This window comes from Rhodococcus sp. NKCM2511 (genome assembly GCF_014905595.1).
In the GTDB taxonomy this organism is placed as follows: Bacteria; Actinomycetota; Actinomycetes; order Mycobacteriales; family Mycobacteriaceae; genus Rhodococcoides; species Rhodococcoides fascians.
The window spans coordinates 2918953-2944894 of record NZ_BNHJ02000001.1 but is presented as its reverse complement, the minus strand read 5'-3'; the positions used below and the strand labels follow the sequence as shown (position 1 = coordinate 2944894).

The 25942-nt window shown below is 65.0% G+C and carries 20 protein-coding genes and 3 tRNA genes; 10 read left to right on the top strand and 13 right to left on the bottom strand.

Annotated elements, in window-relative coordinates; all coding sequences use genetic code 11:
• Positions 1 to 260 precede the first annotated feature (260 nt).
• Positions 261 to 346: transfer RNA gene (locus JLZ96_RS13670), tRNA-Leu, on the bottom strand.
• Between the two features lie 207 nt (positions 347 to 553).
• On the opposite strand from JLZ96_RS13670, the gene JLZ96_RS13665 reads away from it, so the two are divergent.
• The 7 genes from JLZ96_RS13665 (at position 554) to pknB (ending at position 10359) form a co-directional block, all read left to right on the top strand.
• Complete coding sequence (locus JLZ96_RS13665; RefSeq protein WP_201010362.1) at positions 554 to 2023, top strand: DUF3662 and FHA domain-containing protein; 1470 nt, start codon at positions 554 to 556, stop codon at positions 2021 to 2023.
• Between the two features lie 180 nt (positions 2024 to 2203).
• The gene (locus JLZ96_RS13660) at positions 2204 to 2668 is read left to right on the top strand and encodes an FHA domain-containing protein (protein WP_027494977.1); all 465 of its coding nucleotides are present in this window, start codon (positions 2204 to 2206) and stop codon (positions 2666 to 2668) included.
• Positions 2665 to 4110: a PP2C family serine/threonine-protein phosphatase gene (locus JLZ96_RS13655; RefSeq protein WP_032385262.1), complete on the top strand. Its 1446-nt coding sequence runs from the start codon at positions 2665 to 2667 to the stop codon at positions 4108 to 4110. Before JLZ96_RS13660 ends, JLZ96_RS13655 begins: the two co-directional genes overlap by 4 nt.
• Entirely contained in the window at positions 4107 to 5564 is a 1458-nt protein-coding gene (locus JLZ96_RS13650; protein WP_027494979.1) for an FtsW/RodA/SpoVE family cell cycle protein, read from the top strand. Before JLZ96_RS13655 ends, JLZ96_RS13650 begins: the two co-directional genes overlap by 4 nt.
• Positions 5561 to 7045, top strand: a complete 1485-nt coding sequence (locus JLZ96_RS13645) for a penicillin-binding protein 2 (protein WP_032373395.1) — start codon at positions 5561 to 5563, stop codon at positions 7043 to 7045. The genes JLZ96_RS13650 and JLZ96_RS13645 overlap by 4 nt, the downstream gene beginning before the upstream one ends.
• A 6-nt stretch (positions 7046 to 7051) precedes the next feature.
• Positions 7052 to 8428: a serine/threonine-protein kinase gene (locus JLZ96_RS13640; protein WP_032385261.1), complete on the top strand. Its 1377-nt coding sequence runs from the start codon at positions 7052 to 7054 to the stop codon at positions 8426 to 8428.
• Positions 8425 to 10359, top strand: coding sequence for a Stk1 family PASTA domain-containing Ser/Thr kinase (pknB, locus tag JLZ96_RS13635; protein WP_032371410.1), 1935 nt, complete (start codon positions 8425 to 8427; stop codon positions 10357 to 10359). Before JLZ96_RS13640 ends, pknB begins: the two co-directional genes overlap by 4 nt.
• A 3-nt stretch (positions 10360 to 10362) precedes the next feature.
• Here the strand turns inward: pknB and JLZ96_RS13630 are convergent, their stop codons facing one another.
• Positions 10363 to 11004 carry an aminodeoxychorismate/anthranilate synthase component II gene (locus JLZ96_RS13630; RefSeq protein ID WP_201010361.1) on the bottom strand — a complete coding sequence of 214 codons (642 nt, stop codon included), beginning with the start codon at positions 11002 to 11004 and terminating at the stop codon, positions 10363 to 10365.
• Positions 11005 to 11017: 13 nt separating this feature from the next.
• A complete protein-coding gene (locus JLZ96_RS13625; protein ID WP_032367617.1) occupies positions 11018 to 11764 on the bottom strand; it encodes a DUF881 domain-containing protein in 747 nt (248 codons plus the stop codon).
• 203 nt (positions 11765 to 11967) lie between these two features.
• Between JLZ96_RS13625 and crgA the strand changes: the two genes are divergently transcribed.
• Together crgA and JLZ96_RS13615 are read left to right on the top strand one after the other, a co-directional pair.
• Complete coding sequence (gene crgA / locus JLZ96_RS13620) at positions 11968 to 12231, top strand: cell division protein CrgA (RefSeq protein ID WP_048319273.1); 264 nt, start codon at positions 11968 to 11970, stop codon at positions 12229 to 12231.
• 36 nt (positions 12232 to 12267) lie between these two features.
• Positions 12268 to 12753, top strand: coding sequence for a PH domain-containing protein (locus JLZ96_RS13615; protein WP_045841529.1), 486 nt, complete (start codon positions 12268 to 12270; stop codon positions 12751 to 12753).
• Positions 12754 to 12976: 223 nt separating this feature from the next.
• Here JLZ96_RS13615 and JLZ96_RS13610 read toward each other — a convergent pair whose 3' ends face one another.
• Entirely contained in the window at positions 12977 to 13894 is a 918-nt protein-coding gene (locus tag JLZ96_RS13610; RefSeq protein WP_167326381.1) for a rhomboid family intramembrane serine protease, read from the bottom strand.
• A 24-nt stretch (positions 13895 to 13918) separates the two neighbouring features.
• The gene (locus tag JLZ96_RS13605; RefSeq protein ID WP_094621787.1) at positions 13919 to 14455 is read right to left on the bottom strand and encodes a peptidylprolyl isomerase; all 537 of its coding nucleotides are present in this window, start codon (positions 14453 to 14455) and stop codon (positions 13919 to 13921) included.
• An 82-nt stretch (positions 14456 to 14537) separates the two neighbouring features.
• On the opposite strand from JLZ96_RS13605, the gene JLZ96_RS13600 reads away from it, so the two are divergent.
• On the top strand, positions 14538 to 14927 hold the full coding sequence (locus JLZ96_RS13600) for a hypothetical protein (RefSeq protein WP_027494989.1): 390 nt from the start codon (positions 14538 to 14540) through the stop codon (positions 14925 to 14927).
• On the opposite strand, the gene JLZ96_RS13595 is transcribed toward JLZ96_RS13600, so the two are convergent.
• The 8 genes from JLZ96_RS13595 to gyrB form a co-directional block, all read right to left on the bottom strand.
• Positions 14916 to 16547 (bottom strand): alpha/beta hydrolase, encoded by a 1632-nt coding sequence (locus JLZ96_RS13595; RefSeq protein ID WP_201010360.1) that lies wholly within the window; start codon positions 16545 to 16547, stop codon positions 14916 to 14918. The two genes, JLZ96_RS13600 and JLZ96_RS13595, sit on opposite strands and share 12 nt — an antisense overlap.
• Before the next feature lie 123 nt (positions 16548 to 16670).
• Positions 16671 to 17666 (bottom strand): diguanylate cyclase, encoded by a 996-nt coding sequence (locus JLZ96_RS13590; protein WP_228139313.1) that lies wholly within the window; start codon positions 17664 to 17666, stop codon positions 16671 to 16673.
• Between the two features lie 196 nt (positions 17667 to 17862).
• On the bottom strand, positions 17863 to 18813 hold the full coding sequence (locus JLZ96_RS13585; RefSeq protein ID WP_032367964.1) for an acyl-ACP desaturase: 951 nt from the start codon (positions 18811 to 18813) through the stop codon (positions 17863 to 17865).
• Positions 18814 to 19231: 418 nt separating this feature from the next.
• Positions 19232 to 19304 (bottom strand) — tRNA-Ala (locus JLZ96_RS13580).
• 190 nt (positions 19305 to 19494) lie between these two features.
• A tRNA-Ile gene (locus JLZ96_RS13575) sits at positions 19495 to 19568 on the bottom strand.
• Between the two features lie 109 nt (positions 19569 to 19677).
• Positions 19678 to 21054 (bottom strand): DUF3566 domain-containing protein, encoded by a 1377-nt coding sequence (locus tag JLZ96_RS13570; protein ID WP_201010359.1) that lies wholly within the window; start codon positions 21052 to 21054, stop codon positions 19678 to 19680.
• Positions 21055 to 23598: a DNA gyrase subunit A gene (gene gyrA / locus JLZ96_RS13565; RefSeq protein WP_201010358.1), complete on the bottom strand. Its 2544-nt coding sequence runs from the start codon at positions 23596 to 23598 to the stop codon at positions 21055 to 21057.
• Positions 23599 to 23663: 65 nt separating this feature from the next.
• Entirely contained in the window at positions 23664 to 25706 is a 2043-nt protein-coding gene (gene gyrB / locus JLZ96_RS13560; RefSeq protein ID WP_094718090.1) for a DNA topoisomerase (ATP-hydrolyzing) subunit B, read from the bottom strand.
• Positions 25707 to 25942 lie beyond the last annotated feature (236 nt).

Here is a 25942-nt window from a genome sequence, read left to right as displayed (position 1 = left end):
TCTCGACGGATCAGGCCGTGGTGAGGCCGATCCAATTACGAACGATAAGTCAGTACCAGGGTGCTCTCGCAAATAAGGTAAGCCTACTTCGGGCTCTCACCTGCGATTTTCCACCGAATCGACGGGGTCCGGAATCCGGCGCTGCATCGACACGTCGACATCGTTGTCGAACTACACGAATGTAAGGCATCACCCGCGCTCACACGCCGGGGTTCGAAGAAACTACTGGCCGCAGCGATCGAGATCAGCTGCGGCCAGTGTGGTGGGCGGAGGGGGACTTGAACCCCCACGTCCCGAAGGACACTGGCACCTGAAGCCAGCGCGTCTGCCATTCCGCCACCCGCCCGGGTGACGGCGAGAACACTAACACGCACCCCGCCGTGCTCGAAAATCGCCGTCTCGAGCGGCCCCGAGCAACCGGCGGCACAGCGTTGCTGTCGGCCGCACCGTATATCATGCTTGCAGCGCGACTTCGTGATGACACGCGGCCGTCGCACCGTTGTAGGCAACAGGCACCACAGGGTGGAAGAACACAGTGAGAGGAGGGGTCACGATGGGCATCGTTCAGCGTTTCGAACGCAAGCTGCAGAGCGCTGTCGGCGACGTCTTCGCCCGCGTGTTCGGCGGCGGCGTCGTACCGGCCGAAGTCGAGGCGGCGCTGCAACAGGAGGCGTCCGATCTCGTTCGCCCCTTGGACGGCGGTCATTACCTGGCACCCAACAACTACGTGATCACGATCAACAGCTCGGATCACGAGGAACTTGCCGGTGATCGCGAGCTCACGGTCAAGGCTTTCTCGCGTCACCTGGACGATTACATCCGTGATCAGGGGTGGCAGACCTACGGTGACGTGGTGGTTCGCTTCGAACCGTCGCCCACCCTTCACACCGGACAGTTCCGGGCCAGTGGCTCGGTCGATCCCGATGTGGGACGATCGGCGATTGCTGCGCAGAACAGCTCTGTTCAGCAGAACGCGTCGGCACAGCCAGCCCGTCCCGTCCCTTCAGCCACGCAGCGACCGACTGCCCCACCGATGTCGATACCAGGAGCCGGCCACATGACGCAGAACCCAGGCTACGACCCGCAGCGCGACCCCGCGGACGGACATCGTCCGGATCCGCGCGCGCGCAACGGATACGCCGGTGGCCAGGATCCCCGCTACGCGGCGCGTGAGCAGAACGGATACGACGCGCAGGGTTACGCGCCCGCCGATCGAGATCAGCGCTACGACCAGCAGCCGTACAACGCCCAGGGCTATGAGAACCAGGGCTACGACGAGCAGCCGTACGCCCAGCACGGCCAGGCCTACAGCGCCGCCGGCGGCCAGGATCAGGGATACGACCAGGCCTACGGAGCACCCAACGGCCAGGAGCAGGGTTACGACGCCCAGGGCTACGACCGAGCGGGCTACAACGCCCAGGGTTACGACGCGCAGGGCTACAACGCGCAGGGTTACGACGCGCAGGGCTACAACGGTGCCGGCTACGACTACAACGGTGGCGAGCAGGGCGGTGCTTACAGCGAGGCTCCCTACCAGGAGCAGGCGTACGGCGAGCCCGCTGGCCGCTACGCCGAGCCGCAGGGTGCCGGTTACCCACAGCAGGGCTACCAGCAGCCCGCCTACGACTACCCGCCTGCCCAAGCGCCCTACGGCCGCGGCTACCCCCAGGGTGCCGGTGATCGCGGGGACGGCTACGGCTACGACCAGCCGGCGTCCTACGCAGGTCAGCCCCAGGCGCTCGCCGCGACCCTTCAGCTCGAGGACGGCAGCGGCCGCTACTTCCAGCTCCGGGACGGACAGAACATCATCGGGCGCGGCCAGGACGCCCAGTTCCGCCTCCCCGACACCGGAGTGTCACGCCGACACATCGAGATTCGCTGGGACGGCCGAGTGGCCATGCTGTCCGATCTGGGATCCACCAACGGAACCACCGTCAACGGTGCACCCGTCCAGGATTGGCAACTGGCCGACGGCGACGTGATCCGCGCCGGTCACTCCGAGATTCTGGTCCGGATCGTCTGATCACCGGAGTGGCCCGGCCGACCGAGATGTTCGTCTCCTCGACTCGCAGGTTCGCCCACCCGTATGTCGTCCACACGAGCGACTGCACCCTATGATGCTGCGAGACAACCATGTCTGTCGCGCCGCCGCGTCGGATTGTGGGGGATGCAGGTCCGATCGCGAAGGAGGAGGTGAATCGTCGTGCAGGGATTGATTCTGCAACTGACCAGGGCAGGTTTTCTGCTTCTGTTGTGGTTCTTCGTCTGGGCCGTTCTTCGGACGCTGCGCAGTGACATCTATGCCGCAGCCGGTATGCGTGTGCCCGCCCGCTACTCCGGTGGCTCGAAGGTGCTCCCGTCGTTCAACAAGCAGAAGGTGGCGAAGTACCTCGTGGTGACCCAGGGCGGCCTCGCCGGCACGCGCATCTCGCTCGGCACTCAGCCGGTTCTGATCGGACGCGCAGACGATTCGACTCTCGTTCTGACAGACGACTATTCGTCCACCAGGCACGCTCGCCTCTCGCCTCGCGGCGGAGATTGGTACGTCGAAGACTTGGGCTCGACCAACGGCACCTACCTCGATCGAGCCAAGGTCACCACCGCTGTACGCGTTCCACTGGGAACTCCGGTTCGCGTCGGCAAGACCGTGATCGAGTTGCGCCCGTGACCCTTGTTCTCCGCTACGCCGCCCGCAGCGATCGCGGTCTCGTTCGCTCCAACAACGAGGACTCCGTCTACGCAGGTGCACGACTGTTGGCTCTGGCCGACGGCATGGGCGGTCACGCCGCAGGCGAAGTGGCCTCGCAGTTGATGATCGCCGCGCTGGCGCACCTCGACGACGACGAACCGGGCGAGGATCTGCTCGGCAAACTCGAAGCCGCCACCCGCGAGGGCAACGCCTCCATCGCCGACCAGGTGGAAGACGAGCCCGAACTCGACGGCATGGGAACCACGCTGACCGCAATCCTGTTCGCGGGCAAGCGAATGGGTCTGGTGCACATCGGTGACTCGCGTGCCTACATGCTGCGCGACGGCTCGCTCACTCAGATCACCCGCGACGATACGTTCGTCCAGTCACTGGTCGACGAAGGCCGCATCACCGCCGAACAGGCGCACACTCACCCGCAACGCTCACTGATCATGAGGGCGCTGACCGGTAACGAGATCGAGCCGACGCTCACCGTCCGCGAGGTCCGTGCCGGCGACCGCTACCTGTTGTGCTCCGACGGTTTGTCGGACGTCGTGAGCGACGAAACAATCGAGAACACCCTCGCCGAGGGCGAGACCGGGCCGTGCGCCGACCGCCTCATCGAACTAGCCCTGCGCAGCGGCGGTCCCGACAACGTCACCGTCGTCGTCGCCGACGTCATCGACCTCGACTACGGCCAGAGCCACCCGATTCTCGGCGGCGCAGCCAGCACCGAGGACGAAGAAGACGCTCCGCCGCCGAACACTGCAGCGGGCCGCGCCGCCGCCATGCGTCCCCCGCGCACGACGCCCAAGCGCGTGACCGCCCCTGTGGTGACACCGGAGAAGAAGTCGCACAAACTGCGGTGGTCGCTGATCGCGCTGACCCTGATCGTGTTGGCCGGAATCGGTGTCGTGGTTGCCAATTCGGTGATCAAGGGCAATTACTACGTGGGTGCGGACAACAGCAAGGTCACTGTGCTGCGCGGTCTCCCCGGTTCCGTTCTCGGGTACTCGTTGCAGAGCGTGGAATTGATCGGCTGCCTCGACGACAACGGTGGCGTCACATTGACCGCACCCGACGCCGCGCCGGCCGATTGCGTCCCGTTCGAGATCGACGACCTGTTGCCGGCCGCGCGCGAGCAGGTGACCGCAGGACTCCCGTCGGGCTCTCTCGACGACGCCCGCGGTCAGGTGCAACGGTTGGCCTCGGGAGACCTACTGGAGGTCTGCGAGACCGAGCCGGCAGTGACCACCACGGCCGCACCCGCCCCGACGACGCCGATCATCGCGCCACCCGGAGTGCCGTTGCCTCCGCCCGCGCCGGAGCCCGTTCCGGAAGCTGCCCCGACCACTACCGCCGTGCCGACACCGACCGTCGCGCAGATCCCAGGCCAGAACTGCAGGACCGGTACTCGATGAGTTCCAATCCGTCCGCAGGAGGCTCCTTTCCGAGTCCTCCCGGTGGGTTCGCTCCCGCACCGATCCAGTCGAATCGTCGCAATGTCGAATTGCTGCTGCTCGGTGCCGCGGTCCTGATCACCACCATCTCGTTGATCCTCGTCGAAGCCAGCCAGGAACAGACGATCACCTGGGACCTGGCCAAGTACGCGCTGGCCTACCTCGCACTGGTGACGGTGGCGCACCTGGCCGTTCGACGGTTCGCCCCCTATGCGGATCCGCTGCTGCTGCCGATCGTCGCGCTGCTCAACGGTCTCGGCCTGGTGCTGATCCATCGACTGGACCTGGCCGATCAGCAACAGGCGCAGTACCTCGGCAACCCCATTCCCTCGCCCGACGCCAACCAGCAGGTTCTGTGGACGACGCTGGCCATCGCCGGCTTCGTGGCACTGCTGGTGCTGCTGCGCGACTACCGCACCCTGGCTCGCTACGGGTACACCCTCGGCCTGGCCGGGTTGATCCTTCTCGCCATTCCCGCGCTGCTGCCGTCGGCGTTCTCCGAGGTCAACGGATCCAAGATCTGGATTCGGTTGCCTGGCTTCAGTTTGCAGCCCGGTGAATTCGCCAAGATTCTGCTGCTGATCTTCTTCGCGTCACTGCTGGTGTCCAAGCGCGAACTGTTCACCACGGCAGGCAAACACTGGCTCGGCATGGACTTCCCGCGCGCTCGCGATCTCGGGCCCATCATCGTCGTGTGGATCGTCTCGGTCGCGGTGCTCGTGTTCGAGAAGGACCTGGGCACCTCGCTGCTGATCTTCAGCACCGTTCTGGTGATGATCTACATCGCCACCGAACGTGTCGGCTGGATCATCATCGGCAGCGGTCTGCTGATGGTCGGATTCTTCTTCGCCTACCAGGCGTTCAGCCACGTGCGCGTGCGGACACTGACCTGGCTGGACCCGTTCGCGGACTACAACGACACCGGCTACCAGATTTCCCAGTCGCTGTTCGGTCTGGCCACCGGCGGGCTCGCCGGCACCGGCCTCGGCAGCGGTCGCCCGTCGCAGGTTCCGTTCCCCAAGACCGACTTCATCATCGCCACCGTCGGCGAGGAACTCGGCCTCATCGGTTTGGCCGCAGTGCTGATCCTGTATCTGCTGTTCGTCATTCGCGGAATGCGTACTGCGCTCGCCGTCCGAGACAGCTTCGGCAAGTTGCTCGCCGCCGGGCTCTCGTTCACCGTCGCCGTCCAGCTGTTCGTCGTCGTCGGCGGCGTCACCAAACTCATCCCGCTGACCGGTCTGACCACCCCGTACATGTCGTACGGAGGATCCTCGTTGCTGGCGAACTACCTGTTGGTGGCCTTGCTGATCAAGATCTCCGACGCAGCGCGTGAGCCTGCGACCCCCAAGAAGAAGCCCGCTGTGGCCGCCCCGATCGCCGAGGCGCCGACCGAAATGGTGAAGCGCGCATGAACACTCCCCTACGCCGCGTCTCCATCGCCATCATGGTGATGGTGGTCGCCCTGCTCGCCAACGCGACCTACGTTCAGGTCATCAAGGCCGACGACCTGCGCACCGACCCGCGGAACTCCCGCGTTCTGCTCGACGAGTACTCACGTCAGCGCGGTCAGATCTCGGCCGGTGGCCAGGTTCTCGCATCGTCGGTTGCCACGGACGATCGCTACAAGTACCTGCGCACGTACCCGCAGAACTCGATCTCCCCCGCGAGCCCGCAGGCCAACGCCCCGATCACCGGCTTCTATTCGATGCTGTACTCGAGCACCGGTCTCGAACGCGCCGAGGACCCGGTACTCAACGGATCCGACGACCGGTTGTTCGGCGGACGCCTGTTCGACCTCATCTCCGGCCGGGATCCCCGCGGCGGCAACGTCGTCACCACCATCGACCCGGTCGTCCAACAGGTGGCGTACGACCAGCTGACCGCCAAGGGATACACCGGCTCCGTCGTGGCCCTCGACCCCGCCACCGGCAACATTCTCGCCATGGCCAGCACGCCGAGCTACGACCCCAACCTGCTGGCCAGCCACGACGGCAGCACCACGTCGACCGCGTGGGAGAACCTGAGCGACGATCCGGGCAAGCCGCTGGTGAACCGCGCGATCTCGCAGACCTACCCACCGGGATCGACGTTCAAGGTGATCACGACCGCTGCTGCGCTCCAAGCGGGCGCCACCCCGGACGATCAACTCACGGCCGCATCGAACATCACCCTTCCGGGAACGTCGACGACGCTCGAGAACTACAACGGTTCGACGTGCGGAGGCGGTCAGACCGCCTCGCTACGTGAGGCATTCGCACGGTCGTGCAACACCGCCTTCGTCGAACTGGGCATCGACACCGGTGCCGACAAGATGCGCGAGACCGCCGCCAAGTTCGGTATCGGAGAGGACACCAGCATCCCGCTCACCGTCGCCGACAGCACCATCGGATCGATCGACGACGACGCGGCTCTCGGCCAGTCCAGCATCGGTCAGCGCGACGTGGCGCTGACCCCGCTGCAGGACGCCGTCATTGCCGCGACCGTCGCCAACGGCGGTGTACGGATGGCCCCGAACCTGGTGCAGCAGTTGCAGTCTCCCGACCTGTCGGACCTGTCCAGTTACCAACCCCAATCGATGGGTGAGGCGATCAGCCCCGATACGGCCTCGACCCTGACCGATCTGATGATCGGTTCCGAGAACAACACCAGCGGGGAAGGCAAGATCCCCGGGGTGCAGATCGCGTCGAAAACCGGTACCGCAGAACATGGTTCGGATCCTCGCAACACCCCGCCCCACGCGTGGTACATCGGATTCGCACCGGCGAAGGACCCCAAGGTCGCCATCGCCGTCATCGTCGAGGACGGCGGAGATCGAGCCCTCGCCGCCACCGGCGGTTCGGTCGCAGCACCCATCGGCCGCGCCGTCATCGCCGCCGCATTGCAGGGGAGGTGAGCATCGGTGCCACTGAGTAACGGAGCCGTCATCGCGCAGCGCTACAGACTGCTGCGCCTCATCGCCACCGGCGGCATGGGACAGGTCTGGGAGGCGATGGACAATCGCCTCGACCGCCGTGTCGCCGTGAAGGTTCTCAAAGCCGAGTTTTCCGAGGACCCGGAGTTCTTGCAGCGCTTCAGGTTCGAGGCCCGTACCACCGCTCAGCTGAACTACCCCGGAATCGCCGGGGTGTACGACTACGGCGAGACCCGCGACGGTGCAGGCGAATCGCTCGCCTACCTGGTGATGGAACTGGTCAACGGCGAACCCCTCAACGCAGTGCTGGGTCGCATGTCGCGCCTGCCGCTCGGCCATGCCCTCGACATGCTCGAACAAACCGGGCGCTCACTGCAGATCGCGCACACGGCAGGGGTCGTCCACCGCGACGTCAAGCCCGGCAACATCTTGATCACCCCCACCGGGCAGGTCAAGATCACCGACTTCGGCATCGCCAAGGCCGTCGACGCCTCCCCGGTCACCAAGACCGGAATGGTCATGGGCACCGCCCAGTACATCGCTCCCGAGCAAGCCCTCGGCGAAGAGGCGACCTCGGCATCCGACGTCTACTCACTCGGCGTCGTCGGATACGAAGTACTCGCGGGCACACGGCCTTTCGTGGGCGACGGCGCCTTGACCGTCGCCATGAAACACGTCCGCGAAGCACCGGCACCCATGCCGGTCGACCTACCACCTGCCGTCCGTGAGCTCATCGAGATCACGATGGTCAAGGATCCGGCCGCCCGGTACGCCAACGGCGGTGAATTCGCCGACGCCGTCGCCGCAGTTCGCGCCGGCCGTCGGCCGCCTGCACCCGGCAACTCGCGCGGTACCGGAACCGGGAGAGTCATGATGCCCGGGGTCGTGCCCAGCCCGCAGCCGCCTCCGCCGTCGAGCACCCAGATGATGCCGACCTCGCAACGGGATTACCGGGGCCCGGCTACCGGCACTGCAGCTGCAGCGGTTCCCGAGCAGACCGGCATGTCCTCGGCACAGAAAACGTTGGCCTGGGGCGGCGGCGCGCTCCTGCTGTTGGCCATCCTGATCGGCGGTTACGTACTGCTGACCGGTGGCAGGGACGACTCGCCGACACCGTTCGTGCAGCCCACGACCACCACGCAGCCGTCGACCACGACCACAACGACCACCGAGCCGACGACCACCACCGAAGAAACCACGACCACCGAAGAAACGACAACCACCACCACGACGACCACGACCACCTCGGAGGAGCCGACGACCACCGAAGAGAGCACGACGACCTCGGCGCAGCCCACCCAGACGACGACTCGCAGGCCGCTGATCGAGATTCCGTTCCCGCAAGCACCACAAGGACAACGATGACGACTCCCCGTACGCTCTCCTCTCGCTACGAGCTGGGCGAGATACTCGGTTTCGGCGGTATGTCCGAGGTTCACCTCGCTCGGGACACCCGACTCGATCGTGACGTCGCCATCAAGGTTCTGCGCGCCGACCTCGCTCGCGACCCCACGTTCTACCTCAGGTTCCGACGTGAGGCGCAGAACGCTGCTGCGCTCAATCACCCCGCCATCGTCGCCGTCTACGACACCGGTGAAGCGGAGACCGAAGCCGGTCCGCTCCCGTTCATCGTCATGGAATACGTCGACGGCGACACCCTGCGCGACATCGTGCGCGCCGAAGGACCCATGGAGCCGCGTCGGGCCATGGAGGTCATCGCCGACGTCTGTGCTGCGCTCGATTTCAGCCACCGCAACGGCATCGTGCACCGCGACGTCAAACCCGCCAACATCATGATCAACAATGCAGGCGCGGTGAAGGTGATGGACTTCGGCATCGCCCGTGCCATCGCCGACTCGTCCTCGCCGATGACTCAGACCGCCGCCGTGATCGGAACCGCGCAGTACCTCTCGCCCGAGCAGGCCCGCGGGGAACAGGTCGATGCGCGTTCGGACGTCTACTCGCTCGGGTGCGTGCTGTTCGAGATCCTGACCGGCGAGCCGCCGTTCAAGGGGGATTCGCCGGTCGCCGTCGCCTACCAGCACGTCCGTGAAGACCCCCAGCTGCCGTCGCTGGTCAACGACACCGTCCCACGCGAACTCGACTCGATCATCCTCAAGGCAATGGCCAAGAACCCGGCCAATCGTTACCAGAGCGCCGCCGAGATGCGTACCGACCTGGTCCGCGTTCTGGGTGGACAGCGCCCGAGTGCGCCCATGGTGATGAACGACGAGGATCGAACCACCATCCTCGGCTCCGTCGATTCCCGTCAGGCCGATTTCTCCGGCAAGGACAAGCCCGCGGCTACCGCGGCACCTCGGTCGTCACGCCACACGGAGGACTACGACGAACCGAAGAACCGCCGCGGCCTCAAGATCGCGTTGATCTCGGCGGCCGCGATCATCGTCGTCGCTATCGTCGGCGCCTTCCTGTGGTCGCTCGGTCCCGGTGCCGACCCCAAGACCGTCGCCGTGCCCACCGTCGTCGGACTGTCCGCAGACGAGGCGCAGCGTCAACTCGAAGAAGCCGGCCTGCGAGTGAGCATCCAGGAGAAGCCCGACGCGGCGATTCCGGAAGGCTCGGCCATCGGCACCAATCCGGCGGCCGGATCACAGACCGAATCGCCGGGGAACATCCAGCTCGACGTGTCCTCCGGACCGCAGCAGGTGCAGGTTCCGCGACTGACCGGCCTCACCCAGCAGCAGGCGTCGGATGCACTGAACGAGGTGGGCCTACAGCTCGATGCCACCGTCGCCCGTGCTCCGTCGTCACCCGAGAACCTCGACAAGGTCGTCGAGCAGAATCCGTCCTCGGGCGTGAGCATGAACGCCAACTCGCAGGTCCGCATCACGCTGGGCACCGGGCCCGCGCAGGTTCGGATGCCCGATGTCGTTGGGCAACTCGTGAACGTGGCGCAGCCGAACGTCGAGGGAGCCGGACTGCGCGTCCAGGTTCAGAACATCGACTCGGGACAGCCGACGGGTCAGGTCGTCTCCACAGACCCCGTGGGCGGCACCAATGTCACCGAGAACACCGTGGTCACGCTGCGGGTGTCGAACGGCGACAAGATCCCCATGCCCGACCTCGCCGGTCTGACCGAGGCGCAGGCGTTGGCCGCGCTGCAGTCGGCCGGCTGGACGGGCACGGCAGCGGAACTGACGGCGACGAGGGAAGCGACGCTGGATCCGTTGATGGTCGGGCGAGTGGTGAATCAGACGCAGCCGGCAGGATCCGAGATCAGCAAGTCCGACACCGTCACGATCAGCATCGGTGCCCTGGGTATCCCCGGGCGTTAGCGATCAGGCGAAGGCCTCGGCGACCTGCGCCTCCAGGGTTCCCACCAAACCGGAATCGGTGGGCATACCGCACACTGCGAGCCAGTTGGCCAGCATCCGGTGCCCGCCCTCGGTGAGGATGGACTCCGGATGGAACTGCACGCCGTGAATGGGTAGCTCGGTGTGCCTCATGGCCATCACCAGGCCGGATTCGGTACGGCCGATGATCTCGAGCTCCGCGGGGATGGTGTCCTCGCGGACGGTCAGCGAGTGATAGCGGGTGGCCGTGAACGGCTCGCCCATCCCTTCCAGGACGCCGACGCCGGTGTGATGGACGAGGCTGGTCTTACCGTGCAGCAACTCCGGGGCCTTCTCGACCGTGGCGCCGAACGCAGCTCCGATGGCCTGATGGCCCAGACACACACCGAGCAGCGGGGTTGTGGCCCGCGCGCTCGCCGAGACCAGATCCATCGTGGCCCCGGCGCGCTGCGGGGTTCCCGGGCCCGGGCTGAGCAGAATGCCGTCGAACTCCGCGGCGACAGCGTCGCGATCGGCGAGTCGCTCGTCGTCGTTGCGCCAGACCTCGACCTCGGCGTTCAACTGGCCCAGGTACTGGACGAGGTTGAAGACGAAGCTGTCGTAGTTGTCGACGACGAGAATGCGCATGTCGACAGCGTACTCAGCGCGGCTCCGCGAAACGCATGCGCACCGATTCGGTGTACGCCGGAACCGAGAGGTTCTGATAGGCCGCGACCTCGTAGCGCAGGCCGTAGCGCAACGCATACTGCTCGTACAGCCGCACCCCGGGCTCGTTGTCCAGCGCCGCCCGCAGTCGATCCGGGTCGCCGAGAGCCGTCATCACGTACGGCGGACTGTACGTCCGGCCGCCCAGTAGCAGCGTATTCCCGATACACCGCGGTGCCGACGACGCCACCAGACGCTGATCCTGCATCGCCATCGCCGACGCACCACCGGCCCACAGGGCGTTGAGGACACTCTGCACGTCGACCTGATGAACCACCAGGTCGTCCGGAGACGCGTCGGACGCATACGACCCGTCGGGACCGCGTGGAGCGTCGGCCATCGTCACCGTCAACCCCGTGCCGGACGCCTCCTCCCGGCCCGCCGCGTCCGAGAGGGCGTCGACCCGGGCCAACGCGTCGGCCACCTCGGAGTCGCCCGCCGCCGTACGTTGCTGCAGGAGATCGACCTGCTGCTCCAGCGCATCTCTACTGCGCAGCGCATCGTCGCTGCTTCTCTGGGCCGAATCGACCAGATCGGCGAGCCGCGTCGTGTCGCCTCCCCGCAACTCGTTGCCGTCCGAGGCATGCCTCGTGGTACCGAGCAGCAGACCGACCACAGCGCACACCGCCACAGCGAGCACCCACCATCGGGTCTCGGAGGAATCGGTCGATCGTCGTCTCACAGAGTGCTCGCCACTGTTCGGTAGGTCGGTGCTGCGCTGATCTGAGTTAGCGTGTACTACAAACCGGGTGGATGACCGCCACGGCTCTCCGGGAGACAATAACCTGGGGATGCACGCAACTCGATCGATCCACAGGTTGTCACCGTCAGTTGTCCACAGGCACGGCGCACGCCGATGACCGTCAAGAACACGAAGAGGACGCAATGCCGAAGTCGAAGGTACGGAAGAAGAACGACTACTCGATCAACCCGGCCAACCGCACGCCGGTGAAGGTCAACGCCGGCCCGTCGCCGGTCTGGTACGTGGTCCTGATGCTCGGATTCATGCTGGTAGGGCTGCTGTGGCTGATCGTGTACTACCTGGCCCAGGAAGACATCTCGTTCATCGGCAACCTCGGTGCGTACAACTTCCTCATCGGATTCGGGTTCATGGTCGTCGGCCTCGTCATGACCATGCGATGGCGCTGAGAGCCGGCCGAGTTACACCCATGTCATTCATCCCCAATGTGGATAAACCCTGTGGATAACTTTCCCAACCATCCACAGGGTGTGTACGAACACCGATGGGCGACGCCGGCCGTAGCCGTCGGCGCGCTGGTGGCAGGCGGTATCGCACTCGCCATCGGTGCCGTCCTCGCCTCCTCGGACGCTGCCGGAACCTTCCTCGTCGGACTCGCCGCCGTCGGAACCTGGGTAATGGCAGCCCTCGCGGCCGCGCAACGCCCCCGACTCGCCATCACACCCGACGGCTCCCTGGTGATGAAACGACTCACCGGCACACGCACGTACTCGCGCGCCGACATCGTCCAAATCAAAGTGGTCCGCTACCCGAGACTGGGACGACGAGTGCCGATGCTCGAACTGGACGTCCGCCCACCCGACGAGGACGACGATCGACTCATCATCTTCGGTCGATGGGACCTGGGAGCCGACCCACGCGACGTGTTCGAGGTACTCGACACCTACGGTCTGGTGCCGCCGAACAACTGACCGCCCACCGTCCCCGACCCCGACCCCTCCGGGGTACTCAATGTGACGTTCAGTGGACTTTTCGGGGGTCAATGGCACATTTAGTGGACCAGTGAGCCGTCGCAAAGCCGCCGGGTACCAGCCAGCAGCCCATGGTGATTGCCGAGCCCGCGTATCGGCGTCGTCGGGAGTCAATGTGACGTCCAGTGGCCTTTTCGGGGGTCAATGGCACATTCAGTGGACTTCAGAGGCCCATCTGCGCGCGGAGGTCGAGGACTCGGACCGCGATGGTGCCCAGGGCTATCAGGGCTACTGCGGCCACGGAGAGCCAGGCGAGGGATATCCCGGCACGAGGCTGCGCGTCGTTGCGGTTGGGTAGGAACACCAATCCGGCGGTGGCTGCCGCTCCGGCGACCAATCCGCCCATGTGACCCCACAGCGAGATGCTGGGGATGGAGATGCTGATGAAGATGTTCAGCGCGATCACGATCAGGACCGGGGTCGGGGAGCGCTTGAGTCGCAGCAGAATGACGGCCTGCGCACCGAGCAATCCGAATACGGCACCCGACGCGCCGGCGGTGGCTGCGAGAGGGTTCTCGAACAGCATGACCGATGCACTGCCACCGAGCAGCGACAGGAAGTAGACGGCGAGGTAGCGGCTGCGGCCCAGCACCAGTTCGACGTCTCGGCCGATGATGTACAGGGCGAACATGTTCACCAGCAGGTGGATGGGTCCTATGTGGATGAACCCGCTGCTGAGGAGGCGCCACACATCGCCGTCCGCGACCAGCAGGCTGTTCAGTGCCCAGGCGTCGGCCAGCGAGGATCCGCGGAAATTGCTCATGAGGTCGCCGGATTGAGCGGCGGTGATACCGAAGATCACGACGTTGATCGCGATCAGCGCGAAGGTCAGGGGTGTCTTGGCCGAGCGTGTCATCGGCGCGCCGGCGACCGTACGTGCGGTCCGGACGTTCTTGTTGCCGTCGCGCACACAGTCGACACAGTGTTGCCCGACGGCCGCGGGCTGCAGGCACTGTGGGCACGCGGGCCGGCCGCATCGAGAGCAGGCCAGGCCGGTCGGGCGATCGGGATGTCTGACGCACACCGACTGGGGTGGGTTGGGCTGGTCGCCGTACGCGCCACCCCAGCCGGGGTTTGTCATCGTGTAATTCCTTCTACAACCGAATCAGGCGATGGTGATGCTGTTGATGACGACCTCTTCCACGGGGCGATCGCCGCGGCCGACCTGCGTGCTCGAGATGGCGTCGACGACCTTCTTGGACGCCTCGTCCGTGACCTCACCGAAGATGCTGTGCTTGCGGTTGAGGTGCGGGGTCTTGCCGGTGGTGATGAAGAACTGCGAGCCGTTGGTGCCGGGGCCTGCGTTCGCCATGGCCAGCAGGTAGGGGCGGTCGAAGGAGAGCTCCGGGTGGAACTCGTCCTCGAACTTGTAGCCCGGTCCGCCGGTGCCGGTTCCGGTCGGGTCGCCGCCCTGGATCATGAAACCGTCGATGACGCGGTGGAAGACTGCGCCGTCGTAGAACGGTCCGGTCTTGGCACCCGACGCGTTCTGCGTCGTGTATTCCTTCGACCCGTCCGCGAGACCGACGAAGTTCGCGACGGTCTTGGGGGCGTGATTGCCGAACAGTTCGATGACGATGTCGCCGCGGTTGGTGTGCAGCGTTGCCGTTTGGGTCTTGTTTGGTGAAGTCACGCTCACCATCGTGCCATCTCGAGCGACCGGGTAGTTCACAGGTGGTGTATCGGGAGGGTCGATCGGGGCGCTGTTGTGGAACAGTGAGGGCATGACGAGCACAACGAAAACCGAGCGGGTTCACTCCTCCACCGGTACGGCGGCGTCGACGCTGCTCGGTGCCGCTTCCGTCGTGAGCAAGGGCCCTGCCGGAGTGGGCCTGTTGCTCGCCAAGCGCGGCTACGGCCTGGCGCGTAAGCAGGCTGCGCAGCGTCGCGCGGCGACTGCCGAGCGAATTGCCCGGGCCGATCTGACCAAGGCAGCTCTCACGACTGATCGGACGCCGGGAAACAAGCGTCGCGTCCTGGCGCTCGGAGCTGCCGCTGTCGTCGTCGGAGGTGTCGTGTTCTACCTCAGCCGTCGCCGCCACGAGGTGCCGCCGCCCGCAGATGCGCCGCCCAGCCTGGTCGATTACGAAGACGAGTCGACGTCACAGGTATAGAAGCTTCTGTAGTAGATCGAACAGGCCCGGCCGGGGCCTGGTTTCTGCGTCGTCACCCCGGCCGGCCACGACCAGCGCGACGTTGTGTTCGACGCTCGAACCGTCCGTGAGGTAGTCGCTGTGACCCGTCGCGCCCGGACGCCCGTCGCCCTCGTCAGTGGCCAGCTGAGTCACTCCATCGAGCGTTCCGGGATCTCGACCGAAGGCACCGATATCGGCCACGATGTCCCCGCGCGCCTCCGCCGCGAAAACGTGACCGTCGGGAACCTGTAGTTCGCTCACACTGTGGGTCCCGAGGCCAGGTGATCCGAGGGCCACGAACTCGTCGACGCCGGTGCTTTCGTGCAGGGCTGCGGCCGCGGTCAGCGATCCGTAGGAGTGTGCGAGCACCGACAGATGTGGATCGTTCGACCGGGCCGCATCGAGGCCCTCCAGAAAGGGCACCAATCGCGTCGCCCCTGCGTGCGCTGCTGCATCGGATACGACGGTCCGATCGGGATCGAGCAGGCCCCATCCCAGCTGTGGTGCCTGGTAGTTCATCCACGTCACGGCTGCGACGGTGGGCGGCGGATCCTCCGAAAATATCTGCTCCACAGTAGCTTTGAGATTTTCCAGATCGCCGTCGTAACGTACCGCGTCTCCGTGGACCGTCGAGCCGAGGCCAGGCACGAACACCGCCACGTGTGTTGCCGTGTCCACGTCCCCTACCGCAATCGCGGCAGTGGTCTCCGCATACGTCGAATTGTCGAGCGCCAACAATTGCCGGTCACCCTGCGCCAGAATGCTCTCGATCGCGTCGAGCGAACTCAACCGTGTTCGCGTCTGTTCCAAGCCGGCGTCGGCATCACTGAACAGGCCTCCGAAAGTGTTGTTCTGCAACTGCTTTCCGAGTTCCTCCGCCACAGCCTGCAGTCGGACGCGCTCACTGGCCAGTACACGGCGGTTCGCGGAATCCCGAACTCGACCCTGTAATCCGTCGAGATTGCCGATGAGAGCCGGGTGCTCGACGAGCAGTCGTGTGCGCTCGGCGGGCGAGAGTGCGCTCCAGAACGCCGCATTCGTGGCCGGACTCCCATCGACCGGCACATCCGATACCCCTGCCGTCGCCACCTTTTCCGGTGAGATGTCGCCGGCGAGTCGTCGGGCCAGATCGTCGTCGAACGCGGTCGCGGCTCGCATCAGTTGGGTGATGCGTTCGGCCAACTCGGTGCAGCGGCGACGCCGATCGCGAATGGTCGACGACAAGTCCTGCTGCGCAACCGAATACGACGTCAGCACGTCGGTCACCGAACCGTCGCGTCGGATATCGAAGTGCTCGCGCGCGGCGTTCGATTCCAGAGCGGTCAGCGCCGAGACGAGTCCGGCCATGTCGATGGCCGCCGGAACGGTGCACAGCGCTACCCGCAGTAGCTCCGTCGCACAGTCCCCCACCTGCGCACGGAGAGCTCCGATGGCATCTCGGTATGCCGTTGCCGCGGGGCCCTGCCATCCGTCGTCGACGACGGTCTCCAGCAGTGAACTGTGCACGGCGGTCAATTCGCGCCAACTGTGCATGAACTGATTCGAGACGGCGGTCAACGCCTGACTGTCCCATGATCTGACGTCATCGAGCGTGACCATCGCAATCCCTCCCGCAGAGTTGTCGTCGTACTCGACGAGTCAACGTCAGCGAAACGGTGTAGGAAGGAATCTATCCCCAGGCTGTGGATGAAATCTGGGGATGACGGCCACATCGGTGTATCGCTACACGATTCTGCGTACCGGCCCGCGATGTCCGTCGCCGGGCTCGGTATGGCGAGACGCCTTCGGGGGACGACTCCGCTTGGCGCGGTACAGGTCTGCGTCCGCGGCGCGGTAGATCTCACCCCACCGGCGGCCGGCAGGCATACAGGCCAGACCGACGCTCCACTCGGCTCGATGGGATCGGCGCAAGCCGTCGATGACCTGCCAGGCTTCGGCCTCGAGAACCCCTGGCATGAACAGGACGAATTCGTCACCGCCGAGCCGGCCCAGAACATCCCGTTTCGTCAGTTGCCCCTTCCACGCCTTCGAGACGCGAGTGAGCAACACGTCGCCGGCAATGTGGCCGTACTCGTCGTTGATCTCCTTGAAGTTGTCGAGATCGAGCACCGCCAGACTGACCGTCAGACCACGAGCGGCGCACGCGGGCAACATCTTCTCGATCTTCGACTCGAAACCGAATCGATTGAGCAGGCCCGTCAACGCGTCATGAGTGGCCGAATACCGCATTCGACGCGCGAACACACCGAACACTTCCGTTGCGCCGACGATGCCGAGGGCGACCAGAATGTAGCTGATGAAGGGCGTGCCGTAGGGGGCGACGGCGGCACCCACGACCGCAGACACGGCCAGCACCGCAACCCATATTCCAGCGTCGCGCTCGGACCAGAACGCACCGATGTGCATGCCGAGGAACATCGCCGCTTGCACGCAGATCAAGAACGCGGGCATCGTGTTACTACTACCCAATGCACAGGCAAGCGCGCCCACCGACAGAGCGGTCGCGGTGCCGACCGCATGCTTGGGACTCGGCGCTCCTGCCCGGGCGAGAACAACGATCGCCGCCGGCCCCAGAACCACTGCGAGCGCGGCGAAGAGCTGCTGCGGGCCGGACAGGTCCGACCACGATGCGATGCCGTTCGCGATGTAGAGAACCGTGGTCACCGCGGCGAATACCGCCAGCATCCGGCCGGACTCGTCGAACCTGAATCTGCTCACCAGCAAACACCGTCGACTACGCGTGACGCCTCACCGAGGCACGCAACGAACCGGACACCACCGCTCACGCGATTCCCCCCAGGCACCATCGGCCCTCCCCACGCACTACGACCATCGCCTCATCGGGCCCACCCGTGACCGGACTCTAACACCTCCGAGCTTCGATCACGACCCGCAGCAGCGATTCCGTAGCAGGTCAGGACGCTTTCTCGGCCCGCGCTGCCTCCCGCGCCAACAGGCGATCGCGTGATTCCTCGAACTTCGTCGCCTTCGCCTCGAGATCCTGGACGAATGCGGCCAGACGATCGCGATCGCGTTCGCCCTCACCACTGAAGTCGTTGCGCTCGAAGATGTTCCATTTCCGCAACACCGGCATCAGCACCTCGTCCAGATGCTGGCGGAGATCGTAGATCCCGTGCTTCGCCAGGATCATGGCGTTCTTGCGGAAGTTCGGCATGTTCAGTCCCGGCATCTGAAAGTCCGTCGCGACATCGGCGATGGCACGCACCATCTGGTCCGGGACCAGGTCGAGCGACGCCTCGCCGAGGTTCCGGTAGAAGATCATGTGCAAATTCTCGTCGGCGGCCACCCGGGCCAGCATTCGATCGGCAATCGGGTCACCACAGGCCAGACCCGTGTTGCGATGCGACACGCGCGTTGCGAGCTCCTGGAACGTCACGTACGCCACCGAATGCAAGAAATTGGAGCCGTCCATCGGGGCATCGACGCCGACCGTCATGTGGTGCATCCGAGCCCGCTCCAGCTCGACCGGGTCGACGGCGCGTGTGACGACCAGATAGTCGCGCATCACGATCCCGTGACGGTTCTCCTCCGCGGTCCAACGGCCCACCCAGGTGCCCCAGGCTCCGTCCAACGAGAAGTTGTCGGCCAGACCGCGGTGGTACGACGGCAAATTGTCTTCGGTCAACAGATTGGTGATCATCGCTGTGCGAGCCAACTCCGACAACGACGACTGCTCCAGCGACCAGTCCTCTCCGCCCATCGCTGCAAAATTGCGACCCAGATCCCACGGCACGTAATCATGCGGATGCCACTCCTTCGCCATCGACAGATGGCGATTCAGGTTGGCTTCCAACGTGCCGTCGAGTTCGGTCAACAGCTCTTCATGATCGAGAACACGCGTCATCTGTGGGGCTCCTCCGAGAAATATGAGACGCCCGAACCGAAGACCGATCCGAGACGCCGAGATCGAACGACGGCACACCCCCCTGCGGTGCGCCGTCGCGACCTGTCCCGTCGATCCGAGAACCGACGCTGCTGTACCCGAAGAACGCTAGGGACCGCGGACGTGATGCGAAACGAATCGAACAATGATCTGGATATCTGGGCACCGATCTCGACAGCGGTTGGTCCGAGTCACAACAGCGGTCGATGCATCCCTGCCACTCCGCCGGGACTCGATGTCACGTTCGGTGGACTTTTCGGGGGTCAATGTCACATCTAGTGGACTTGGAGTGAGGGGCAATCGAGTGGACTTGGGGTGAGCGACAGTCGAGTGCAGACACGAAAAAGGACGCCCATCGGAGTGGACGTCCTTTTGATTGTGGAGCCTAGGAGATTCGAACTCCTGACATCTGCCTTGCAAAGGCAGCGCTCTACCAACTGAGCTAAGGCCCCGGGTGTTGCTGTCGAACGTGCACGAACTTTACACGTTCTCTCCGAGCGATTGTCACCCGGTGGAGATGCTGTGCCAGACGCCTTCCGAGCTGCGCGTGGAGCGCACCTTCGATACTGTCAGCACTGCGATCACCACCGAAGCAACAAGAAGAAGGATTTTCACGTCCTGCCTCTTTTCGTTCGTTCGGTGTGGGCCTAGGAGGACTTGAACCTCCGACCTCTTCCTTATCAGGGAAGCGCTCTAACCGCCTGAGCTATAGGCCCTCGATACTGCTTCGGGCCGAAGAATTGCTCTCCTCGAACCGAGGGATGAGATTACCGTATCGGGCCGCTGTCTTCCAAAACGGCCCGATACGGCAGTCGTTCGTGCTGGTCAGTCGCGATCTGCCAGCGTCACTTCGACGCCGCCGACCAGGTCCGACGACAGGTTGTAGATGAAGGCCCCGATCGTGGTGAGTGCGGTGAACAGTACGACATTGATCACACCGATCACTGCGGCGTAGCCGAACACCTGACCGGCGCTGACGAGTCCGCCGTCGCCGGATTCGTTGACGATCTCGGTGAAGGCACTGTTGAGTCGGTCCCACACACCCATGCCGTCGAGCACGGCGTACAGCATGCCGACGGCCACCATCCACACGAAGAAAAGCGACACAGCGATGACCAGTGCGATCTTGAGCGTCGACCAAGGATCGATCTTACGAATCTGGATCGTCGCCCGCAGAGGATCGCCGTCCGCGCTGGGTACCGCCGTGATGGCGGTGGGGGCTGCGCGATCGGCTGCCGTCGGCTCGGGATGCCGGGTGGCGGACAGATCCGGCATGTCCTTCGCCAGATCCTTGCGCTCGATGTGCCGAGTCGGTCCGTCGATCACGGCCGCCTTCGACCGCGCTGCCTCGCGTCGTTCGGTCTTGTCCTCACCCGATTCACGCTCGCCCGATTCACGCTCACCCGATTCGCGCTGGCCCGGCGCTGCCGAGGCGGCTGCAGCTGCCGCTGTCGAACGATCGAACTCACCTGTTGCCGGCAGCGCGGTGCCGCGTCCGGACAGGTTCGTCTGCGGTTGGTTCTGGGGCTGTTGACGGTCGTCGGGCCCCTGCTGTGCCGGACGCTGGCCGGGGCCGCGCTGCCAGGGCGGAGTGCCGGAACCGCCCTGCGGGCCGTCTCCGCGTTGAGTCGGTATCGCCTGGGTCGGTGCCGGACCCTTCGACTCGGCTGACCCCTCGGCGACAGGAGCAGCGGCATTGGCGGGACGCGGCGGCGATGCGGGACCGGACGGTCCCTGACCCTGCGGCGGCTGGCCGTTGGCGGGGCGACCGCCGTCGGCGTTTGCGGTACCCGGCTCACCGGGCCGACCGTTGGCCGCCTGTGGCGGGCGAGACTGAGCCGGCCCCTGCGGTGCCGGTCCCTGCTGAGGTGCTCGCGGCGGCGGTCCCTGAGGTGCCGGCTGACCCTGAGAACCCGGCTGACCCTGCGGTGCCGGTGGGCGCTGCGGCGGCGGTCCCTGCGTCGGACGAGGCGGGCCGGCCGGACCACCCTGTGTCGGGCGTGCCGGTGGCCGAGCACCCTGCTGCGGTGCCGGTCCTCGCCCGGCCGCGGGAGCCGGACGCGTCGCCGGCTGGGGGCGACTTCCCGGTCGGGCACCTTCGGGGGGTGCCGGACGCGATGGCTGCTCGGTCTGCGCAGCGTCCCTGCTGTCCGGTCCACCCGTGGGGCCGGGCCTGCTGCCAGGCCGGTTGGGAGTGCTCACTTACGACTCCTTCGGTGCATCGTCTTCGGGACCTGCTGCTTCCGGTTCGATCTCGTCGGCGTTGCGCGCTATCGCGAGCAGTGTGTCGCCTTCACCGAGATTCATCAACCGCACGCCCTTGGTCTGTCGGCCGGCTTTCCGAACCTGCTTGGCAGCGGTCCGGATGACGCCACCACTGGACGTGATGGCATACAGCTCGTCCTCGTCGTCGACGATGAGAGCTCCCACCAGCGTGCCACGCTTGGGGTCGTACTGGATTGTCAGTACTCCCTTTCCGCCGCGGCCCTGCTGCGGGTAGTCCTCCATCGCGGTGCGCTTGGAATAACCGCCCGACGTCGCGACCAGCAGGAACTTGTTCTCGCTGACCACGTTGAGCGAGAGCAGCTCGTCTTCGCCGTTGAAGCGCATGCCCTGGACGCCGGAGGTGGCGCGGCCCATGGGTCGCAGTACCTCGTCGGTGGCCGAGAATCGGATCGATTGGCCCTGAGCCGAGACGAGCAGCAGGTCGTCGTCGGACGACGCCAGAACTGCCCCGACCAACTCGTCCTCGCCGCGGAGGTTGACGGCCACGATGCCGCCGCTGCGGTTGGAGTCGAAGTCGGTCAGACGCGACTTCTTGACCAGACCGCCCTTGGTGGCGAGCACCAGGTAGGGAGCATCTTCGTAGGTCTTGATCTGGATGACCTGCGCGATGCGTTCGTCGGGCTGGAACGCCAGCAGGTTCGCGACGTGCTGTCCGCGCGCCGTGCGGTTGGCCTCGGGCAGCTCGTACGCCTTTGCCCGGTACACGCGTCCCTTGGTGGTGAAGAACAGGATCCAGTCGTGCGTCGAGCAGACGAAGAACTTGCTGACGATGTCGTCCTGCTTGAGGCCCGCTCCCTGCACGCCCTTGCCGCCGCGCTTCTGCGACCGGTACAGATCGGTTCTGGTGCGCTTGGCGTATCCGGTCTCGGTGATCGTGACGACCACGTTCTCCCGGGCGATCAGATCTTCGTCGTTGACGTCGCCGTCGGCAGCGATGATGCGCGTGCGACGGTCGTCGCCGAACTTCTCGACGATCTCGGCCAGCTCGTCTCGCACGATCTGACGCTGACGCTCCGGCTTGGCCAGAATGTCCTGCAGGTCGGCGATGGTGCGTTCGAGTTCGGCCAACTCGTCGATGATCTTCTGGCGCTCGAGAGCTGCGAGGCGCCGCAGCTGCATGTCGAGAATTGCCTGCGCCTGGATCTCGTCGATGTCGAGCAGATCGATCAAGCCCTGCTTGGCGAGATCGACCGTCTGCGACGCACGGATGAGGGCGATGACCTCGTCCAACGCGTCGAGCGCCTTCACGAGACCGCGCAGAATGTGGGCCCGCTCCTCGGCTCTGCGCAGGCGGTACCGCGTACGACGAACGATCACGTCGAGTTGGTGAGTGACGTAGTACCGGATCATCTGATCGAGCCGCAGGGTGCGCGGCACGCCGTCGACAATCGAGAGCATGTTGGCACCGAAGCTGGTCTGCAGCTGCGAGTGCTTGTAGAGGTTGTTGAGCACGACCTTCGCGACGGCGTCGCGCTTGATCGTCACGACGATACGCATACCGACGCGGTCCGAGGACTCGTCGTCGATCTTCGAGATACCGGACAACTTGCCGTCGCGAACCTGCTCGGCGATCGAGGTGATCAGGTTGTCGGGGTTGACCTGGAAGGGCAGTTCGGTGATGACGATCGTCGTGCGACCGTTGGAGTCTTCCTCGATCTCGACGACGCCGCGCATGCGGATCGAACCGCGGCCGGTCGAGTACGCATCCTGAATTCCCTGGCCGCCGACGATGAGTCCGTGGGTGGGGAAGTCGGGACCCTTGACGCGTTCCATGCAGGCCGCGAGAGTCGCTTCCTCGTCGGCCTCGAAGTTGTCGAGAGCCCAGAACACCGCGTCGCCGAGTTCACGCAGGTTGTGCGGCGGAATGTTGGTGGCCATACCGACGGCGATACCGTTGGAGCCGTTCATCAACAGGTTCGGCACACGCGACGGAAGTACCGTCGGCTCTTGGGTTTTGCCGTCGTAGTTGGGGATGAAGTCGACGGTTTCCTCGTCGATGTCGCGCAGCATCTCCATGGCGAGCGGAGTCAGGCGCGCTTCGGTGTATCGCATGGCGGCGGCGCCGTCGTTGCCGCGGGAGCCGAAGTTGCCCTGGCCGTCGACCAGTGGGTACCGCATCGACCACGGCTGAGCCAGACGCACGAGCGCGTCGTAGATCGAGGTGTCGCCGTGGGGATGGTAGTTACCCATCGTTTCGGCAACGGGCCGTGCGGATTTCACGTAACTACGGTCGGGACGGAAGCCCGAGTCGTACATCGCGTACAGCACACGTCGGTGCACCGGCTTGAGACCGTCGCGGACCTCGGGAAGCGCGCGGCCGACGATGACGCTCATCGCGTAATCGATGTAGCTGCGCTGCATTTCCTGCTGGATGTCGACCGGATCGATCCGGTCGCCGCCCTCGGCGTTGGTGGTCGAGCCCGGCGGGGGCCCGACCGGCGGTTCGGTGATGTCAGACATAGAAGATCTCCTCGAAAACGGTCGTCGGACGCACCGACACTGAGTGCGGTGCGTCCGAGAAACGACTAAACGTCAAGAAAGCGAACATCTTTCGCGTTACGCGCGATGAAGCTTCGGCGGGCGGACACGTCCTCGCCCATCAGGACGCTGAACAGTTCGTCCGCGGCCGCGGCATCGTCGAGAGTGACCAGACGAAGAACTCGCACTGCCGGGTCCATCGTGGTTTCCCACAGTTCCTTGGCGTTCATCTCGCCGAGGCCCTTGTAGCGCTGGACGCCGTCCTCGACGTTGATCTTGCGCTTGTTGGCCAGACCGGCCTCGAGCAGACCGTCGCGCTCGCGGTCGGAGTACGCGAAATCCGGTTCGCCGCGACTCCACTTGAGCTTGTACAGCGGCGGCATGGCCAGGTAGACGTGACCGTTCTCGATCAGCGGCCGCATGAACCGGAACAACAGGGTCATCAGCAGGGTGGAGATGTGCTGGCCGTCGACGTCGGCGTCGGCCATCAGCACGATCTTGTGATAGCGCAGCTTGGCGATGTCGAACTCGTCGTGAATGCCGGTGCCGAACGCGGTGATGATCGACTGGACCTCGTTATTCTTGAGGACGCGGTCGATGCGGGCCTTCTCGACGTTGATGATCTTTCCGCGCAGCGGCAGGATCGCCTGGAACATCGAGTCACGGCCGGACTTGGCCGAGCCGCCGGCGGAGTCGCCCTCCACGATGTAGATCTCGGACTTGCTCGGATCGTTCGAGCGGCAGTCTGCGAGCTTGCCGGGCAGGCCACCGATATCGGTTGCGCTCTTGCGCCGCACCAACTCTCGCGCCTTACGCGCGGCCATGCGGGCCTGCGCGGACGAGACCGCCTTGTTGATGATGGTCTTGGCATCGGCCGGGTTGGACTCGAACCAGTGCGAGAGGTGCTCGTTGCACGCCTTCTGCACGAACGAGCGAATCTCGGTGTTGCCGAGCTTGGTCTTGGTCTGTCCCTCGAACTGGGGCTCCCCGACTCGCACCGAGATGACGGCGGCGAGGCCTTCGCGGATGTCGTCGCCGGTGAGCTTGACGTCCTTTTCCTTGACCAGTTTCTTCTCGATGGCGTACTTGTTCACCGTCGACGTCAGCGCGGTACGGAAACCCTCTTCGTGGGTACCGCCCTCGTGCGTGTTGATCGTGTTGGCGAAGGTGTGCACCGATTCGGAGTAACCGGCGTTCCACTGCATCGCGATCTCGACCTCGTGGCCCTCACCCTTGCCGGTGAAGCCGACGACCGAGTTGTGGATCGCGGTCTTGGTGCGGTTGATGTGCTTGACGAAGTCCACCAGACCGTCGGGGTAGTGGTACGTCCGCTTACGAACCTTGGCCGGCTTCGCCGCTGCGGCGTCGGCCTGCTCTTCCTCGGCGGTTTTCGGTGCCTCGGCGGTCTCGCCGAGTTCTTCCTCGGTCGCGTCGGTGGCCGCCACTCGCTCGTCGGTGAAGTTGATGGTCAGTCCCTTGTTGAGGAACGCCATCTCCTGCAGGCGACGGTGCACGGTCTCGAAGCTGTAATCGAGGGTCTCGAAGATCTTGCCGTCGGCCCAGAACCGGACCGTGGTGCCGGTCTCCGTGGTGTCGCCGACGGTCTCGAGTGGGCCGGGCTTGGCGTAGTCGTAGGTCTGCTTGTAGCGGTGACCGTCACGCGCGATCTGCAGTTCGACCTTGGTCGAGAGTGCGTTCACGACGGAGATACCGACGCCGTGCAGACCGCCGGAGACGGCGTAGGAGTCGGAGTCGAACTTGCCACCGGCGTGCAGTTGGGTCATGACGACCTCGACGGTGGGAACACCGGAGGAGTGCATGGCGACGGGGATGCCGCGGCCGTCGTCCTTGACCTCGACGCTGCCGTCTTCGTGGATGGTGACGTCGACGGTGGAGGCGTAGCCGGCCATGGCCTCGTCGACGGAGTTGTCGACGACCTCCCAGATCAGGTGGTGCAGGCCTCGTTCACCGGTGGAACCGATGTACATACCGGGCCTCTTACGGACTGCTTCCAGGCCCTCGAGGACCGTGATGGACGAAGCGCCGTAATCCTTGCTGTTCTCACTGTTACCTGACTTCTGGGCAGCCACGGTTAGCTGGTTCTCCTTCTACGCGTCCACTACCCCGCTCACACCTGATGTAGGTGCTACCGCAGGGTCGGCACGGTCGTTTCCGCCGTGCTCGGTCCATGCGTTTGTTCCGGGCTTGATGTCGTACCGGTCCATAGTACTGGGTGGCTGCGACAGCATGGGGACGATGACACCCCTAAAAGGCCCCTGATTGCTTCACAGGCGCATTTTCTCGACATCGGACGACAAAGATGAAG